This is a genomic window from Frankia gtarii (genome assembly GCF_025403375.1).
Classification (GTDB): Bacteria; Actinomycetota; Actinomycetes; order Frankiales; family Frankiaceae; genus Frankia; species Frankia gtarii.
In genome coordinates, this window is record NZ_JAMPTM010000006.1 from 60,858 (window position 1) to 76,697 (window position 15,840).

20 protein-coding genes and 1 tRNA gene are annotated in these 15,840 nt (G+C 71.0%); 13 read left to right on the top strand and 8 right to left on the bottom strand.

The genetic code is table 11. The features are described from left to right. Positions 1-30: 30 nt before the first annotated feature. The 3 genes from NBZ83_RS02280 to NBZ83_RS02290 are packed head-to-tail and all read right to left on the bottom strand — an operon-like array spanning position 31 to position 2,459. Complete coding sequence (locus NBZ83_RS02280; protein WP_261574230.1) at positions 31-759, bottom strand: beta/alpha barrel domain-containing protein; 729 nt, start codon at positions 757-759, stop codon at positions 31-33. Next, positions 746-1,333, bottom strand: coding sequence for a guanylate kinase (locus NBZ83_RS02285; RefSeq protein ID WP_261574231.1), 588 nt, complete (start codon positions 1,331-1,333; stop codon positions 746-748). Before NBZ83_RS02285 ends, NBZ83_RS02280 begins: the two co-directional genes overlap by 14 nt. After that, positions 1,323-2,459 carry an AAA family ATPase gene (locus NBZ83_RS02290; protein WP_261574232.1) on the bottom strand — a complete coding sequence of 379 codons (1,137 nt, stop codon included), beginning with the start codon at positions 2,457-2,459 and terminating at the stop codon, positions 1,323-1,325. The genes NBZ83_RS02285 and NBZ83_RS02290 overlap by 11 nt, the downstream gene beginning before the upstream one ends. A gap of 368 nt (positions 2,460-2,827) precedes the next feature. Here NBZ83_RS02290 and NBZ83_RS02295 point away from each other — a divergent pair, with 368 nt between their 5' ends. Next, a complete protein-coding gene (locus NBZ83_RS02295) occupies positions 2,828-3,250 on the top strand; it encodes a hypothetical protein (RefSeq protein ID WP_261574233.1) in 423 nt (140 codons plus the stop codon). A 113-nt stretch (positions 3,251-3,363) separates the two neighbouring features. On the opposite strand, the gene NBZ83_RS02300 is transcribed toward NBZ83_RS02295, so the two are convergent. Then, positions 3,364-3,786, bottom strand: coding sequence for a helix-turn-helix domain-containing protein (locus tag NBZ83_RS02300; protein ID WP_261574234.1), 423 nt, complete (start codon positions 3,784-3,786; stop codon positions 3,364-3,366). Between the two features lie 231 nt (positions 3,787-4,017). On the opposite strand from NBZ83_RS02300, the gene NBZ83_RS02305 reads away from it, so the two are divergent. The 4 genes from NBZ83_RS02305 to NBZ83_RS02320 all read left to right on the top strand — a co-directional run bounded on the left by NBZ83_RS02305 (position 4,018) and on the right by NBZ83_RS02320 (position 8,105). Beyond that, positions 4,018-4,431, top strand: coding sequence for a plasmid replication, integration and excision activator (locus tag NBZ83_RS02305; protein WP_261574235.1), 414 nt, complete (start codon positions 4,018-4,020; stop codon positions 4,429-4,431). After that, entirely contained in the window at positions 4,428-4,706 is a 279-nt protein-coding gene (locus NBZ83_RS02310) for a hypothetical protein (RefSeq protein ID WP_261574236.1), read from the top strand. Before NBZ83_RS02305 ends, NBZ83_RS02310 begins: the two co-directional genes overlap by 4 nt. Before the next feature lie 121 nt (positions 4,707-4,827). Further along, positions 4,828-6,384, top strand: coding sequence for an FtsK/SpoIIIE domain-containing protein (locus tag NBZ83_RS02315; RefSeq protein WP_261574237.1), 1,557 nt, complete (start codon positions 4,828-4,830; stop codon positions 6,382-6,384). Beyond that, the gene (locus tag NBZ83_RS02320; protein WP_438803282.1) at positions 6,381-8,105 is read left to right on the top strand and encodes a replication initiator; all 1,725 of its coding nucleotides are present in this window, start codon (positions 6,381-6,383) and stop codon (positions 8,103-8,105) included. The genes NBZ83_RS02315 and NBZ83_RS02320 overlap by 4 nt, the downstream gene beginning before the upstream one ends. Here the strand turns inward: NBZ83_RS02320 and NBZ83_RS02325 are convergent. Next, on the bottom strand, positions 8,091-8,291 hold the full coding sequence (locus tag NBZ83_RS02325) for a helix-turn-helix transcriptional regulator (RefSeq protein ID WP_261574238.1): 201 nt from the start codon (positions 8,289-8,291) through the stop codon (positions 8,091-8,093). The two genes, NBZ83_RS02320 and NBZ83_RS02325, sit on opposite strands and share 15 nt — an antisense overlap. 144 nt (positions 8,292-8,435) lie before the next feature. Here NBZ83_RS02325 and NBZ83_RS02330 point away from each other — a divergent pair, with 144 nt between their 5' ends. From NBZ83_RS02330 to NBZ83_RS02355, 6 genes are all read left to right on the top strand, one after another. Further along, entirely contained in the window at positions 8,436-8,702 is a 267-nt protein-coding gene (locus NBZ83_RS02330; RefSeq protein ID WP_261574239.1) for a hypothetical protein, read from the top strand. 149 nt (positions 8,703-8,851) lie between these two features. Continuing rightward, positions 8,852-9,361 (top strand): hypothetical protein, encoded by a 510-nt coding sequence (locus NBZ83_RS02335; protein ID WP_261574240.1) that lies wholly within the window; start codon positions 8,852-8,854, stop codon positions 9,359-9,361. Between the two features lie 120 nt (positions 9,362-9,481). Continuing rightward, positions 9,482-9,694, top strand: a complete 213-nt coding sequence (locus NBZ83_RS02340; protein WP_261574241.1) for a helix-turn-helix transcriptional regulator — start codon at positions 9,482-9,484, stop codon at positions 9,692-9,694. Further along, on the top strand, positions 9,691-11,181 hold the full coding sequence (locus NBZ83_RS02345) for a tyrosine-type recombinase/integrase (protein WP_261574242.1): 1,491 nt from the start codon (positions 9,691-9,693) through the stop codon (positions 11,179-11,181). Before NBZ83_RS02340 ends, NBZ83_RS02345 begins: the two co-directional genes overlap by 4 nt. 18 nt (positions 11,182-11,199) lie before the next feature. Then, positions 11,200-11,288: transfer RNA gene (locus NBZ83_RS02350), tRNA-Ser, on the top strand. A gap of 476 nt (positions 11,289-11,764) precedes the next feature. Beyond that, a complete protein-coding gene (locus NBZ83_RS02355) occupies positions 11,765-12,139 on the top strand; it encodes a nuclear transport factor 2 family protein (RefSeq protein ID WP_261570805.1) in 375 nt (124 codons plus the stop codon). A gap of 85 nt (positions 12,140-12,224) precedes the next feature. On the opposite strand, the gene NBZ83_RS02360 is transcribed toward NBZ83_RS02355, so the two are convergent. Next, positions 12,225-13,109, bottom strand: a complete 885-nt coding sequence (locus tag NBZ83_RS02360; RefSeq protein ID WP_261570804.1) for a helix-turn-helix domain-containing protein — start codon at positions 13,107-13,109, stop codon at positions 12,225-12,227. 402 nt (positions 13,110-13,511) lie between these two features. Between NBZ83_RS02360 and NBZ83_RS34215 the strand changes: the two genes are divergently transcribed. Further along, a complete protein-coding gene (locus NBZ83_RS34215; RefSeq protein ID WP_438803283.1) occupies positions 13,512-13,745 on the top strand; it encodes an FDXHR family putative zinc-binding protein in 234 nt (77 codons plus the stop codon). 274 nt (positions 13,746-14,019) lie between these two features. Continuing rightward, positions 14,020-14,643: a hypothetical protein gene (locus tag NBZ83_RS02365; RefSeq protein ID WP_261570803.1), complete on the top strand. Its 624-nt coding sequence runs from the start codon at positions 14,020-14,022 to the stop codon at positions 14,641-14,643. Positions 14,644-14,727: 84 nt separating this feature from the next. On the opposite strand, the gene NBZ83_RS02370 is transcribed toward NBZ83_RS02365, so the two are convergent. Both NBZ83_RS02370 and NBZ83_RS02375 read right to left on the bottom strand, forming a co-directional pair. Next, the gene (locus tag NBZ83_RS02370; RefSeq protein ID WP_261570802.1) at positions 14,728-15,147 is read right to left on the bottom strand and encodes a DUF3817 domain-containing protein; all 420 of its coding nucleotides are present in this window, start codon (positions 15,145-15,147) and stop codon (positions 14,728-14,730) included. Then, complete coding sequence (locus NBZ83_RS02375; protein ID WP_261570801.1) at positions 15,144-15,638, bottom strand: hypothetical protein; 495 nt, start codon at positions 15,636-15,638, stop codon at positions 15,144-15,146. The genes NBZ83_RS02370 and NBZ83_RS02375 overlap by 4 nt, the downstream gene beginning before the upstream one ends. Positions 15,639-15,840 lie beyond the last annotated feature (202 nt).

Below are 15,840 nucleotides of genomic sequence, written 5' to 3' on the forward strand. Positions count from 1 at the left end.
TACCTGACGTCACAGTCGACTTTCTGTCGCTCATCTCGCCAAGTGGAACAGGGCTGCGGTTCGCGCGTCCCGGGTCGGGAGACCGTCGAGGTGGGTCTGTGTGGTGTCGATGGCGTGCTGTACCTCGGTGATGTCCTGGCGGGGGAACGGCTCGGGTAGGTGGCTGAGGGGTGCGGCGACGATGCCGTCTGCTCCGGCGGTGAGGCTGTGGGCGATGTGTCGTGGGCTTCCGTCCCAGATGGTGAACTCAGGGCCGGTGCTGGCCCGTAGCTCCTGGATCTGGTCCACGGGCATCTTCGACACTTTCGCTCCGGCGGGGAGAACCCCTGCGCGGGCGGTTGCTGTGGCCAGTGCCGGTGTGAAGGTGGCGGGGCTGTACTCGGGGTGGCTGAAGAGGTAGGCGGGACGGGGGAGACTCGACAGGAAGTCCAGGGCTTTGGCCTGGTCCGTGAGGTTGAGCATGGCGACCATTGGGATGACGTTCTTGCGCTGGGCGTGGTCGATGTCGTCGCGGGTCCAGCAGCATGCGGTCAGGCGGTCGGTGCCGATGGTGTCGGCCCATAGGTCGATGACGGCGGCGCGTTCGGCGGGGGTGGCGTGGTGCCCGCCGGTGGTGGTGCCGGACAGGATGAACAGGTGCGCCCACGTGGCGGCGGCGCGTTCGGCGTAGCTGGCGGTCGCGGTGGTGTCGAGGCGGCCGTCCGGGCGGCGGTAGGTGAGCGTGGGTAGGACGAGCTGCATGGGTTCAGTCCAGCTCATCGCGAACGGGCGTGGCGTCCTGAGTGGTGCTGGCGACCTGGCGGCGGATCTGTTCGGCAATCTCGTCAGGGGCCCGCTGGTCGGTGCGGAGCATCATGCCGAACTCGGTCGGGCTCATGCCGGTGAGGTCGGCGCGCGTCTCGTCCCATGCCCGGAGCCGGTCGGGGATGTCGGTGCTGCCGCGCTGGCGGAGCCGGTCGGCCGTGATGTCGCGGGGGCACCAGAGCAGGACGGTCAGCCATCGCGCCGCGTATTCGGCGCGTAGGGCGGCGATGCCGGCGACCTGGCCGATGTGGACGACGGGAATCCGCCCGGTGCTGGTGATTTCGTCGAGGCGGGGCCGGTCGATGGCGTAGATGTTGCCGTACCGCTCGTTGACGTACAGGATCTGCCCGCGGTCCTGGAGGCGGGTGAGGTCGTCGGCGGTGGCGTACCGGTACCGGCTGGGTGCTCCGGCTCCGACCTTGAGCCGGTCGAAGTGTACGAAGCGATCGTCCAGGCTGGTCAGGGCGGTGGTGATGGTGTCCTTCCCCGCGGCCGGTGGGCCGTAGAGGATGACGGCGTCAGGAGGCATCGCGGACCTGGCTTGCGATGCGGCGGGCCTGTTCGGCGAGGTTGGTCTGTGCGTGCCGGCTGTTGTCGACAAGGTAGTGGGTGCACACCGGCCGCGCGTCGGGGTTGATCGTCTTGAGGTAGTCGTCCCAGTAGGACAGCTTCCACGAGTCGCGGGCGGCGTCGCGTGACTCCATGTAGTCGCGCATCGAATCGATGTCGCAGCGCAGCCACACCGCGGCGACGGCGGCGCCGCAGTTTCCGGCGCGCTTGGCCATGCGTTCCACCCACCGGGGGTCGCCGAGTTCGCGGACGAACGGCGCTGTGACGATGGTCGTGATGCCGAGCCGGAGGTTGTCGAACGCCGTATCGAACATGCTGCGGTATTCGAGCGGGCGGATTCGGCCCATGTAGGTGTCGCTGTGGCGGTCGTTCGGGTCGTCACCGGTCGCCAGGAGCAGCGATTCGGTGAGGGGGCGGCTGAGGGTGTCCTTGTCGAGCAGGGGCCATCCGGTGATCTCGGCGATGAACCGCGCGAACTCGGTTTTCCCGGATCCGGGGAATCCGGCCACCATGACGATTGCGGGGGTGCCCTCGCGGGGCCGTCCCGAACTCCAGGCGGCGAGGATGTGCCCTTCGAGGTCGTACGGGGGCAGGGCGACCTGCCGGCCGCCGCCGGGGCCTGGTGCCGGTGGCTGGACGCTGGCCAGCAGGGTGCGGATCGACTCGGTGACCTCGTCGCGGCGGGGGACGACCGGTGGGGCGCCGGTGCTGCTGATGAGGTCCCGTAGATGGGTCGGGACCCGGAGGGACTCCCGGCGGGGCCGGGGGACCTCAGTGCCGGACTCCCACGGACGAGGCGCGAGACCGATCATGATTCCGGGGATGTGGAGGCCGTCGGCGATCCGCTCGATCACGTCGACGTCCTCCACCCTGGCCTTGCCGCTGGCGATCCGGCTCACCCGGGACTGGCTGAAGCCTTCGATGGACGAGGCAATGCGGTCCTGGCTGACGTGGTCCCACTTGCGTATGAGCAGGAAGGCGGCGCCGAAGTCGCGGGCGCGCAGTGCCTCGGCCATGTCGGCACGGGCCAGCAGCTCGGGGGAGACGGTGTAGCGCTGCCAGGTCGGCTGTGGGTCAGCGGTCATCCATCGCTCTTCGATCGGTGGCGGGCCGGGAAATCCGCGTGAGCGGGCAGGCACGCTGAGCATAGCTGTGAGCATGTCGTCGCGGTATGGCAAGCCCGAATCGAGCGGCTGACCAGCGCCGAAACGGCGCTGTTCCCGTGTGGGTGGCGGCGCGGGTCCGGCGCCTGATGCCGCCCATCAATGCCGACTCAACATTCCGTGACTGTGTGACCTCGGTGAGCATTGTCCCTGGTCGGTGCCGTCCGTGCCGATTCCAACTCCGCGGGCGGCGCCGGCGCTCGACCGGACGCGGACAGATGAGGGGATCGGGTGTGGAGCATGTCGACTGTCAGGACGAGCCGCGGGCTCGTGCGACGCGGGGGTTCGCGATGACCTGGGCCAGCGGGCCGTGCCAGACCGGGGAGGCTCCGGGGGTCGGTCTTCTGCCGTGGGGTTCGGACGCCTGGGCGCTGGTGGTGCCGGCCGGCTCGTCGGCGCAGACGCTGCACGCGGTCATGGCGGAGATGCCGGCGGGCCTGCGGTTCGCCGAAGCCTACGGCGACGTGGACGTGGTCCTCGTCTACGAGGCGGAAGGGGTGCGGCTGTCCCGGCGGGAGGTGCCGGGCACGCTCCTGCGCGGCATGCTCCAGCTCGACCCGTCTGCGCCCGGCGTCGATAGCACGCGCCGCTGGGCCACGGAGGAGGAACGGGCCGCGTACGAGGCCGGGAAGGCGGACGCGGCGGATGCGTTCCGCCGGCAGGTGATCCGCCGTCGCCGTCCACGGTCGTGGACTCCCTCGGCGCTGGGCTGACGCCCCGCCCTTGATGACAGAAGGCCGGGCCCTCGGGGGGTCCGGCCTTCTGCCGTGTTCGGGTCCGCCCACCTGCGGCGTACCGCGGCGCGTCCCGCCGCGGGGAAGGTGACCTATCCGCCGGCCGTTCCGGCCGCGCTGTCCAGCTCGTCAAGACGGCGGACGATCCGTCGGATGTCGTCCCGTATCTCCAGCACTCCGGCGAGGATCTCCAGGCCGACAGCCATCGGTGCGGCCTGGGCGCCGGTGGGGCCGGGCTCGCCGTTGCCGGTGAGCACGCGGACGAGGTGATCGTCCGGCCAGTCGAGAGCACGCGCTATCGCGGTCAGGGTGCGGTTCCGCACGCGCCGGTTCGCGCCGTGCTGCACGAGCCGCAGCGTCGACACTGATATGCCGGCTCGGTCCGCCAACTCCTGCTGCCCGATGCGCTGGGCGGACATCCGGGCCTTGAGTGCTGCCGCAACGGCCTGCCAGTCCTCGTCGTCCTGGGCGGCGTCGATGCCGGAACCGCTCCGACCGGCGAGGCGATCAGTCATAGACGGAATGCTAACGAATTCGCGGCGCACATAGATGTGCTGGTCGGCGGGGCATATCGACTCTGCATGGACTGCATGACGTCATGCCGTGACTGCATCGTCCGATCCCGACTGAATATGCATTGACGATCTACCGCTTGAAAAGCGCTCTTCCGGCGGAGCATGGTAGATCCATGCCCGCTTCCGGAGCTGGTCCGGGGTCGGCGGGTCGTCTCCCGGGAGGTAGATGCAGTGGCGGTACCGAGAAGGATTCCCGTCGCGTTCTCGACGGTTTTCCCGGCGGGTGCCTTCGTTGTCGGCGTGGAGCCGGTCAACGACTACGACAAGATCAGGAGTGGTGCGGCGGACCCGCAGCAGCGGGACGAGGAGACCGGTCAGCCGATGTGGGCGGTGCGGGTGGTCGACGGTGACCCGGAGGCCAGGACGACGGAGGTGAAGGTCCGGATGATCGCTGCGGCGCAGCCGGTCCCGCCGGACCTGATGCCGGGTACGCCGTTCCGCCCGGTCGAGTTCGACCAACTCACGGTGCTTCCCTACGTGGACCGGCGGGTGGCGGACAAGCCGCGGGTGGCGTTCTCGCTGCGGGCCGGTGGGATGCGCGCTCCGGGCTCGGTCCGGCGCGGGAACGGCGGGGTGGCGGCATGAGCGGGCTCGAACGGCGTAGCTCGTCGGCGCATCTCGGCGTGCACGTCGGCTCCGGCTGGTCGGTGCGTTGCCACACGTACCCGGACCGTCCGCCGATCCTGTCGGTGCGGGCCGGTGAAACGCACCTGTCCCTGTCCGTCACGAATGACGCGGTCACCTCGGACCATGTGGAATTCGCGTACGCGCTGCTCGCCGCGGTGAACGACTACCTCATCGAGTGTGAGCGTATCCGGTTCGCGGTGCTCGGCGATCCGCCGGAGCATCTCGCCGCGTAATCCGCGACGGAAACACGGATCGCCCCCGGGGCTGCCGCACTTCCCCGCTGTAGCCCCGGGCGCGTCCTTCCCCTTTCTCCTCTCTCTGGTTTCGTGCGCTCGAAAACAGGTGGTATCTGCCATGTCCAGAATCAACGGTGACCAGGCTTTCCCCCGGGTTCCCTCCCGGGCTGACAAGGTGCGCGTCCCGGTGTGGATGCTCGTCCTGGCGGTGGCCGTGAAGGCCCTGGTGCTGGCCGTGCGCTGGTGCTGGCGCCATCGGGTCGCCGTGCCGGCCGCGGTCGGGCTGGCGCTGTTCTGGCACCGGTTCGGCCCGCTCGGCCTGCTGTGCCTGCTCGTCGGCCTGGTGCTCGTCGCCGTGGCGTGGCGTCGGCTGCACGCCCGTTCGTGCCGGTGGCTGGCCCGGTGGGTCTGGGGCCGTGCCCGGCTGGCGTTCGTGTACCGGTGGCGGTGGCGGCCGGCGATGGTGCACACCGACCTGGCGATCCGCATGCCGGCGTCCACCGGAGACGAGGTGACCTTTGACGAGTACTTCCCCCGGATCCGCTCGATCCGCTCGACCCGGGCCGTGGACGTCCTGCGGGTGGAGCTGCTGCCCGGCCAGACTCCGGGGCAGTGGGCGGAGCAGGCCGAAGCGCTGCGGCACGTGTTCCGGGCCCGGCGCTGCCAGGTCCGGGCGGAGGAACACAGGTTCGTCCGGCTGCACTTCCACCGCCGGGACACCCTGACCGCCCCGGTCGCCCCTGCTGACCTCGACACCCCGCGACCCGACGGCCCGGACGCGGACCGATCGGAGGATGCCGGGACCGCACCTGACCTGCTCGTCGCGGGCCTGGGTGCGGTCCCGGTCGGCCGGCAGGAAGACGGAGACCCGTGGACGCTGCCCGTCCGCGGGACGCATCTCCTCGTCGCGGGTGCCACCGGCGCCGGTAAGGGCTCGGTGCTGTGGTCGATCATCCGCGGCCTCGGCCCGGCGGTCCGGGCGGGCCTGGTGGAGCTCTGGGTCTGTGATCCAAAGGGAGGCATGGAACTGGCCTTCGGGGAACCGCTGTTCGCCCGGTTCGCCACCACCACGGAGACGATCGCTGACCTGCTCGACGACGCGGTGGGCGTGATGCAGGAACGCACGGAACGGCTGCGGGGCCGGACTCGGCTGCACACCCCCACCGTCGGCGATCCGCTGATCGTCGTCGTGGTCGACGAAATCGCCTCGCTGACCGCCTACGTCACCGATCGGGACGTCAAGAAGCGGATCGGCGCGGCGCTGCCGCTGCTGCTCTCCCAGGGCCGTGCCCCCGGGGTCGTGGTCCTGGCGGCGGTGCAGGACCCGCGTAAGGAAGTGCTCCCGTTCCGGGACCTGTTCCCGGTCCGGGTCGCGCTGCGGATGACCGAACCGGAACAGGCTGACCTCGTGCTCGGCTCCGGCGCCCGGGACCGCGGGGCGCGGGCGGACGAGATCCCGGTCTCGCTGCCCGGTGTCGGCTACGTGCTGCATGAGGGACAGCCCGAACCGGTCCGGGTCCGGGCGGCCTTCGTCAACGATGCCGAGATCAACCGGACGGTGATCTCCTACCGCCGATCCGGTGGCGGCGGCTGGGTTCCCGACCTGAATCCCTGCCAGGACGGCGACGGCCCGGCCGATCCAGGAGATCTGGTCGACCTCGGGGAGGTCGCGTGACCCCAGCCTCCCCGACTGTCCCTGAAACGCTCGGCCGTGACGATCGTGACGATCGCCCCGGCTCCCGGGCCGCGCGGATGCGTCTGCCGCTGGCCCGCCAGGTCGTCGAAGCGGTCGCCCTGGAGAACGGGGTGTGCGTGCGGCCGATGGCGATGCGGCGGACGAACCTCGACACCGGCGAAACCGAGATCATCCCCGTGCCGTGCGGGGCCACCCTGGCGAGCAAGTGCCCGTCGTGCGCGGAGAGGGCGCGGCGGCTGAGGATGGCACAGTGCAAGGCAGGGTGGCATCTGGAGGACGAACCCGTTCCCGACCCGGATCCCCCATCGGAGGACGCGAAGGTTCTTGCCGGGTTCCGCGCGGACCTGGAGGCGTTCCGCCGCGATGCCGACCGTGCCGGGGACACGGCCGGCATCGCCGAGATCGACGAACTCATCGGCCAGGTGGACGAGGAACTCAACGCCCTGGGCGTGCGGGGCCGGGCGGCTCCGGAGGATCGGGAGCGTCCTCGTCGGGTCCGCTCGACGCGGCGGCGCCAGGACGCCCCCGACCTGCCCCGGCTGCCCATCAACCGGCGGACCGTCGGGCGGACGTACGAGGCGGCGGACGGGAGCGTGTGGCGGCCGTCGATGTTCCTCACGCTGACCTGCGACACCTACGGCCGGGTGACCTCGGACGGCACCCCGGTGGATCCGGGGTCGTACGACTACCGGCGGGCGGCGCGGGACGCGATCCACTTCCCGAAGCTGATCGACCGGTTCTGGCAGAACCTGCGCCGTTCTGTGGGCTGGGATGTGCAGTACTTCGCCGCGTTGGAACCGCAACGGCGGCTTGCTCCGCACCTGCACGCGGCGATCCGGGGCACGGTCCCGCGGGTGCTGCTGCGCCAGGTGGCGGCGGCGACGTATCACCAGGTGTGGTGGCCGTCGTGTGACCGGCAGGTCTACGGCGACGACCGGCTACCGGTCTGGGACGAGGCGACCGGCGGCTACCGCGACCCGGATTCCGGCGCGGCGCTGCCGACCTGGGACGAGGCGCTCGACGCGATCGGCGAGGACGACGAACCCGCGCACGTGGTCCGCTTCGGCCCGCAACTGCGCGCGGACGGCGTCACCGCGAACTCGACCCACACCGGCCGCATGATCGGCTACCTGTGCAAGTACCTGACCAAAAGTCTCGACACCTGCCACGACACCGCGACCGACGCGCACCGGCGGCACGTCGAACGGCTCGCGGACGCGCTGCGCCACGAACCGTGCTCGCCTGGCTGCTCGAACTGGCTGCGGTACGGCGTCCAGCCACGTAACCCGAAACCGGGCCTCGTCCCGGGCCGGTGCCGTGGGAAGGCACACCGGCGGGAGACCCTCGGCTTCGGCGGACGGCGCGTCCTCGTCTCCCGGAAGTGGTCCGGCAAGACACTGGCCGATCATCGGGCCGACCGGATCGCCTGGGTCCGTGAACAACTCGAAGCACTCGGCCACACCGACTCCGGCTCGGGTAGCGGCCCGGCGGGCGGCCCTGGCCCTGATGCCGATCCGGCTCGGACGGTCTGCACCCTGCTGCGGCCCGGTGACCCGACGGCACCTCGACGCGAACACCTGTTGTTGCAAGCCGTCGCGCAACGCCGTGCCTGGCGCGCACAGCTCGACGCGGCTCGCGCTCCGACTACCGGCGGGCCACCAGGTTGTCCCGACGGTGCGGCAGCGTCACGTGCTGCCTGATGGCCTCGGCGCACGTCGCGCGGCGATCCACCGTTCGATGTCGGCCGTCTCCCACACCTTGCCGGCGGACAGCTCGGCAACCGGCTTCGGGAACGTCGGGTCGCCCGTCTCGATCTGGTGTACCCGCTGCCGGCTGACACCCAACCGCTCGGCGATCTCCGCCGTCCCCATCAGGTGCTGAGTCATGCCCGGAGAGTACTTGACAGTCGCAAACCCACGGGAGATCCTCGAAAGGCCTTGGCGACCGCCAAGGGTGGGGCCTGCTGGCGATTCCGGCGCCGGTGGTCGCTCCGCGAACCGATCCCTGACGCAGCAAGGGAGCACCTCGCCATGCACAAGATCGGAAGTGTCGACGAACTGCGCGCCAACGTCGCGTGCGACGAAGCCTTCGCCGAGTACATGCGGCTGCTCGGCGTCCTTCAGTGGCTGGTCGCGGCGGCCATGGGGACCACCGACCGCGCCGTGCTGGAGACCATCGACCTGTTGATCGGGCGGTGCCGGCCTGACATCGATGTGGCGAAGCTGGCCTGGCTGAGGGCCCGGCGAGCCTGGTCGGACGCCGCGGGCCTCGACATCGAACCGATCGACGGCATCTGACCGCCCGGCGGTCTCCTCGCGCGGCTCGACGCGCCGCGACCCAAAAGTCTGATCACCAGTTCTGATCATTGTGGGCGGCCCCGTGCCGGCGATTCCGGCGCCGGACGGGGCCTTGATCCCGACCCTCACGCAGCAAGGGAGCGAGACCTGTGACCATCTTCCCGCCTTCCGGCAATCCGTGGCGCAACCCCCAGGATGACGAGCCCTTCGCCAGCATCCGCCGGACCGCCCAGGGCGACCACGCGATCGTCCTTCGGCCCGGCGCGGACGTCCGCGACCTGGTCGGGGCCCTACGTGCCCTCCCGGCAAGCGCGATCTTCACCGACCACTTCGGCGACGTGAACGTCACGCTCGTCTTCCGGCCCGTGCCGGGAACGGCCCCCGGCGCCACCCGGTCGCCGCTCGGTGACCTTCAGCCCGGTCGGTCCAACCGCATCGACCGGTGGATCCCGACCGGCCCGATCAACCGGCCGCCGGGGGGCCTGCCGTCCGAGCACTTCGCCGACGCGGTCTACGACTCCCTGACCGGGGTCGACCTCGGCGAGCACGATCACACGATCATCCGGTGGCTCGCGCGCTGGGACGCGCCGACGGTGACCACCGTTGCCAGCCTCCTTCGCCGTGCCCGGCGGGCCGACCTCCCGCCCCGGCTTCTCTGACGGGCGGCGGACCGGAGCGGGCGGCCACCGACGACGCGGGCTGTCCGCTCCGTTCGCGACCCCACCCGACTCCATCCATCGGCGTGTTCCGGCACGCCCGTGATCTCTGGAAAGGCGCACATGATCCACAGGGCTGGCAGGGAATCGGCCCACGACGAATGGCTCACCGTGGCGGACGTGATCGCGGAGGTCCGTGTCCCGCGGTCGACGTTCTACCGCTGGCGTCAGTTGGGGATCGGCCCCCGCTCAGTGAAGCTTCCCAACGGGGACGTCCGGATCCGACGCTCGTGGCTGGATGACTGGCTCCGCAACCTCGCGGAGGACGCGGCGTGAGCGGCGAAACCAGCTTCGACGTCAAGTTCTGGGACATCAAGAAGCGCAACGACGGGCGTAGCCGACCCTGGCGGTTCCGCTGGTCGGTTGCCGGCCGTGAACGTGACGAGTACTTCCGTACAAAAGCACTCGCTGACGGCTTTCGGAACAAGCTGGTCAAGGCGGCTCGGGCTGGTGAGGCGTTCGACGTCGCCACCGGGCGACCCGTCTCGGAGGTCCGGGCGCAGAACTCGCCTCGCTGGGTCGACTTCGCCCGTGCCTATGTCGGGCACGTGTGGGCGTCCGCCGCGCCGAAGTCCAGGCGGTCGATGGCGGATGCGCTGGCGACCGTGACGGCCGTGCTCGTGACCTCGACCCGCGGCGCGCCCGATCCGAAGGTGCTCCGGCGGGCGCTGTACGGGTGGGCGTTCAACCACTCGAAGCGGGACACGGTGCGACCCGAGGAGATCGCCTCGGCGCTGGCCTGGATCTCGTCGGCGTCGGTCACGGTAGCGGCGATGAGCGATCCGGCCGTCATCCGGGCGGCCCTCGGCGCGTGCGGGCGCAAGCAGGACGGAACCCCGTCGGCGGCCACGACCTTCCGTCGCAAGCGGGCCGTGCTGCATCACGCCCTTGGCTACGCGGTCGAACAGCAGCTTCTCGACTCGAACCCGGTGGAACGGGTGCAGTGGAAGGCGGCAGAGGTGGCGAAGACGGTGGACCGGCGGGTGGTCGCGAACCCGGAGCAGGTGCGGGCGCTGCTCGACGCGGTCTCGAAGCAGGCCCGGACAGGCGACCGGCTGACGGCCTTCTTCGGCTGCCTCTACTACGCGGGCACCCGCCCGTCCGAAGCCCTCGCGATCACGGTGGACAACCTGACCCTTCCCGAACAGGGCTGGGGGCGGCTCGACCTGGTGGGCTCCGAACCGCGGGCGGGCAGTGACTGGACGGATGACGGCAGGCCACGTGACCGGCGCGGGCTGAAGCGGCGTGGCCAGAACGAGACCCGGCCGGTTCCGATCCCGCCCGAACTCGTCGCGCTGCTGCGGCGGCACCTCGACACCTACGGGACGGGGGAGGGCGGCCGGCTGTTCCGCACCCTGCGGGGCGGCCCTCCGCAGGACAGTCACTACACGGCGCTGTGGCGGCAGGCTCGGGCGGCGGCGCTGACACCGGCTCAGGCGGCGTCCCCACTCGCGCGGCGACCGTACGACCTGCGGCACGCGGCGGTGTCGCTGTGGCTGAATGCCGGAGTTCCGGCAACGGAGGTCGCCCGTCGGGCCGGGCACAGCGTCGACGTCCTGCTGCGGGTGTACGCGAACTGCGTGGACGGACAGGACCACTTCGTCAACGATCGGATCACGGACGCACTGACGGGCCATCGGCTGGCCGGCGAGCCGGGGCGGTCGGGTGATGTCTCGGACGCCACGTCCGCGGGCTGTGAGATCCTGGATCCGCACCCGGCGGGCACATGGCGGGCAGACTCCGGCGAGCCGGACGTAGCCTGACGATGTTTCCGCAGGTCAGGAGGGCTCGCCTAGTGGCCGATGGCGGCGGTCTTGAAAACCGCTATGGGGAGTGATCCTCATCGTGGGTTCGAATCCCACGCCCTCCGCACTGCCAGGGTTCTGCGCGATTCCCGGCGGCATCCGCACGGCGGTTCTGACCCGCTCAGGCGTCGGGCGGCCCGCTGATCTGCCGGTGGCCCGGCAGATCAGCGCCCTGTTCGCCGATGTCTGTCCAGTCCGTCGGGACGGTACGCGATCATCGTCAACGCCGCCGACATCCTCACCGACTTCACCTTCTACACCGACGAGGTCGGACTGTGCCGCGCCCTGCACCGGGTCGCCGCGGAGATCCTCTCCTGAGGGTCCCGCAGGAGTGGCGGGCCCATGCCCGGCTCCCCGAGCCGAACAGGTCTCCCGCCCTGACCGGCTGAGCCGGCCGCCTACCTCGACTCCTGACGTCGCCCACCGCCTTACCCCGCGGGTAATCGACGGGTCCGCCGTCGGCGGCGACGCTGATCCGGTCGGAATGGCCGACCCCGGTGGCAGATGGATCCGCCGGGATGAAACCACAGGGAGATGAGCTGTGACCCTGCACACCGAGGCCGTCGAACGTTACTTCGCCGCCTGGAACGCGACCGAGCCGGACCGGATCGCGGCGGCGGTCAGCGCGGCGTGGACACCGGACGGCGGCTACACCGACCCGATGGCCGAGGTCGTCGGCCGGGACGAAATCGCCGAGCTGATCGCCGCGGTGCACCGGCAGTTCCCGGGCTTCACGTTCCGCCCGGTCGGGACCGTCGACGGCCACCACGACGTCGCGCGGTTCGGCTGGGAGCTGGTGTCACCAACCGACGGGTCGACGCCCGTCGCCGGGTTCGACGTGCTCACCCTCGCCGCGGACGGGCGGATCCGGACCGTCAGTGGGTTCCTGGACCGCGTGCCCACCGGGGCGGCATAGCCCCACGGCCAGGTGGCCTGGCCCAGGCAGGCGGCATAGCGGGGGAGGTGGCCCGGCGGGCCGGCCAGTTCGAACGCCGGCCGGGTCACCGCCGCTCGCCGAGGGCGGCGAGGACTTTGGCCGTCTCCGGGTCGGCGGGTAGGAACGTCTCGACCGCCAGCTCGGAGACGGTGACGTCCATCGGGGTGTTGAACGTCGTCAGTGTCGAGATGAGCGTGAGCAGGTGGCCCTCGACGACGATCCGCATCGGCAGTGCGAGCGCCGGGGGTTCCCCGTCGGCCGGCGGCGCATTCGCCGATCCCAGGCCTGTGTCCGCACCCGGATTGTCACCGGCCGGCCGGTCGGGAACGGGATAGGCGGCCACCTCGTCGTAGAGCGCGCGCAGCATCGGCGAGCCGCGCAGAATCATGGTCCGCTGCATTCTCTCCAGCAGGTGCGCCCGCCATTCCGCCAGATTCACGATCCGCGGCGCGAGCCCCCGCGGGTGCAGGGTGAGGCGCATCGCGTTCAGCGGTGGGCGCAGCAGATCCGCCGGCACGCCGGTGAGTAGAACCAGCACCGCGCGGTTGGTCAGTGCAACGTCATAGTGCCCGTCGAGCACCAGCGCCGGGTTCGGCTCGTAGGCGGCGAGCAGCTGCTCCAACCCGGCGCGCACGGTGGCCATCGCCGGGTCGTGCAGCGGGGTCTCGGGATAGGCCGGGGCATAGCCGGCGGCGATCAGCAGCGCGTTGCGGTCCCGCACCGGGACGTCGAGATGTTCGGCCAGCCGCAGCACCATGGCTCGACTCGGCGTGGCCCGGCCGGTCTCGACGAAACTGATGTGCCGGGCGGAGCTATCCGCCCGAAGTGCTAGTTCGAGTTGACTGACTCGGCGCCGTTCCCGCCACTGGCGCAACAGCGTGCCCACGCCCATCCGGGCACCCCCGGGCGCAGGGTCCATCGGGTCGGGTCCCGCCGAGGGGGTCGTCATACGGGCAACCGTAGCCAGTCCGACCGGCGCCGATCGTGCCGTCGTTCGCCGTGACATGACCCAGTGTTCGTGCATTGTGATGTCCGTGCCTGATGATGTCCGCCAAGGCCGCCTGTCCTGAGTGGCCCGAAAGGTTGCGCGAGATGCCCGGAGTAGGCGGGATCGCCCCGACCTGGCCGTCTCCGGAGCGTTGGCACTGGACAAACACCCTGAAGACTCGACGGCCGGTTGCGTGACGCTTGTGCAGGTCTGCGACAGGATGGCCGGGTGCCTCCCCGTCGGTCGACATCCCCTCGCGCGATCCCGGCCGCCGTCTCCTCGCCTCGGCGTCCCCGCGCGATTTCCGTGACCCTGCACCCCGATCCGGATCAGTCCAGCCGGCAACCGACACTGCCGATCCAGGTGCCCCGCCGTCGGCAGCCAGAAGCCGGCGCGCATAGCGCGGTTACGGCCAGTTGTGCCGGCTGCGATGCGCGGTGGACCGATCCGGCCACGACCCATTGCGGCTCATGCCATCAGTCCTGGCCGAGTGTGCAGGGCTTCGACGACCACCTGGTCGAATGTCCGGCCCATCCGGTCATCGCGGCCCGGCGGGTGAAGCGGGAACCCGAGCAGTCCGGCGTCGGCGCCGCCTGACCGGTCCCATTGGGGGGCGGCGTCGGACCCGTCCGGTGTTTTCCGCCGGACGGCCGAAACTCCGTGAGCTGCCGGTTTTCCGACTGCGCCTGCGATTGCGGTCAACGGGTCGGTGACACGGGCGCGGAACTGCTACGTTCCGGCGCTGGAGCACCCGTGGCCGCCCGCCGCGGCGCGTGCGCCCGGTCGCTGGTGCGCGAGCCCACCGCGGCGCCGGACGTCATGTTCGCGCGCGGGCCGCGTGTCCGGGCGGGGCGGGAGGACGGAGGAGCCGATGACGGTCTGCGGGCTGGTCCGGTTGGATGGAGTCGACGTGCGGCGGTCGGTGCTCACCACGATGCTGGCCTCCTCCGCGTCCGGGCTGCCCGCGGCGCGCGGAGTGCACACCGACGGGGTGTTCGGAGCGGTGAGCGCGGCGGATCCGGACGCGGACCCGACCTCGCCGATCGTCGTCGACGACGCCGGGCTCGTGGTGATCGCCGACCCTGCGCCGTGGGCCGCCGGCGCCCGCGGGTCGGCGCAGGCATCCGCCGCCGTCTACCGCGCCGGTGGCCGGTGGGCCCTGCTGGGGCCCGGCGCCGGCGCCGTCACGGTCGTCTGGGAACCGGCGCGGGCCCGGCTGGTCCTCGCCCGACCATCGGGCGCCCGCACCGAGCTGATCACCTGGTCGGACGGGCGGCTGCTCGCCTTCGGCACCGAGATCGACCAGGTGCTGTCCGCCGCCGGTGGCGGGCTGTTCCGCCCGACCCGGCTGCGGCGGCTCGGGCTCGGCGAGGTCATCACGGTCGCCGTGCCCGCCAGACGGCGACGCCCCGCGCTTGCAGCGGTCCGCCAGCGCACCGGTGCGGCGACGGCTCCGGGGCTGGCTCCGGGGCTGGCTCCGGCCGGCTGCGCGTGACGGCCACGCTGCCAGCTCGGCGACACGCGGCCTTTCCGTCCCACCAGTGCACTGGTGGGGGCAGTGCACTGAGACCGTGGACGGTCAGCGGGCGGAGGCCTCAGCCGTCTCGCCGGTGGCGGGGCGGGCAGGCTTGGCGCCTGCCGGTTCCGCGAGGTGCTCGCGGCGGACCAGGGCGCTGACCCAGCGCTCGGCGACGAACGACAGGAACGGGATCGTGCCCGCGAGCATGATCATAATCGTTCGCGGCAGCGACAGCCGGCAACGGCTCGCCAGGTCGAACGCGCAGGCGAGGTACACCACGTACAGCACGCCGTGGATCGGACCGACGGTCGCGACGACGGCGTCGTTGTCGCCGGCGTACTTCAGTGGCATGCCGACGCAGACCAGCAGGATCAGGCCGACGCCGACGACGTAAGCGATCACGCGGTACCGCAGCAGGGCGGCTCGGACCGCCGGCGTGGCGGAACGTCCCCCGGCGATGCGGGAGGGGGCGGGGGTCATCGGCGGGCTCCGTTGATCTGTTTCGCGTTGATCTGCTTCGAGGCGATCTGCTTGGGGTCGATCTGCTTGGGTTCGAGCTGCTTCAGGGCCTCGACCAGCACGTCGCGCTCGTACAGCGAGGTGAGGTAGCGGTTGTAGGCGTCGAGCTCCTCGTCCTTCTCGGGCGAGGAGCTCGACCCGGGGGACAACATCCGCGGGCCGTCCAGCTCCGGCCGCCAGGGTGCCTCGGGGGCGATCCGCCCGCCCGCGCCCCACTGGGGACCGCTGAGGTCCGTGGGCGCCAGCTCTTCCCTGATCATCTTGTACCACCAGTACACGACAAAGACGGCGAAGATCGGCCACTCGACCCCGTAGAAGAGGTTCTGCAACGAGCCCTGCGCCGACTCGCCCTTGGTCAGCTGCCACACCCCCATGCGGATGAACAGCGCGATCAGAGCGAGCGCGAGGAGATGACGCGCTATCCACGAGGGTGCAAACAACAGCCGGCGCACGCCATCGACGCTACCTCTCCGGGTCCGGTTCGCGTAGGTCGCGGCCAGGTGTCAGCAACCAGGTTCACACCATCGAGGACTCGGCCGGGCGAAGGACGCCGGCGGTGGCGGGCTCGCTGGGCCGGGTGGCGGACGCTTCGGCTGGCCCGAGGTCGCGGCGGCCGCAACGGCGGCTGGCCGACCATCATGGGCGGGTGGGGCG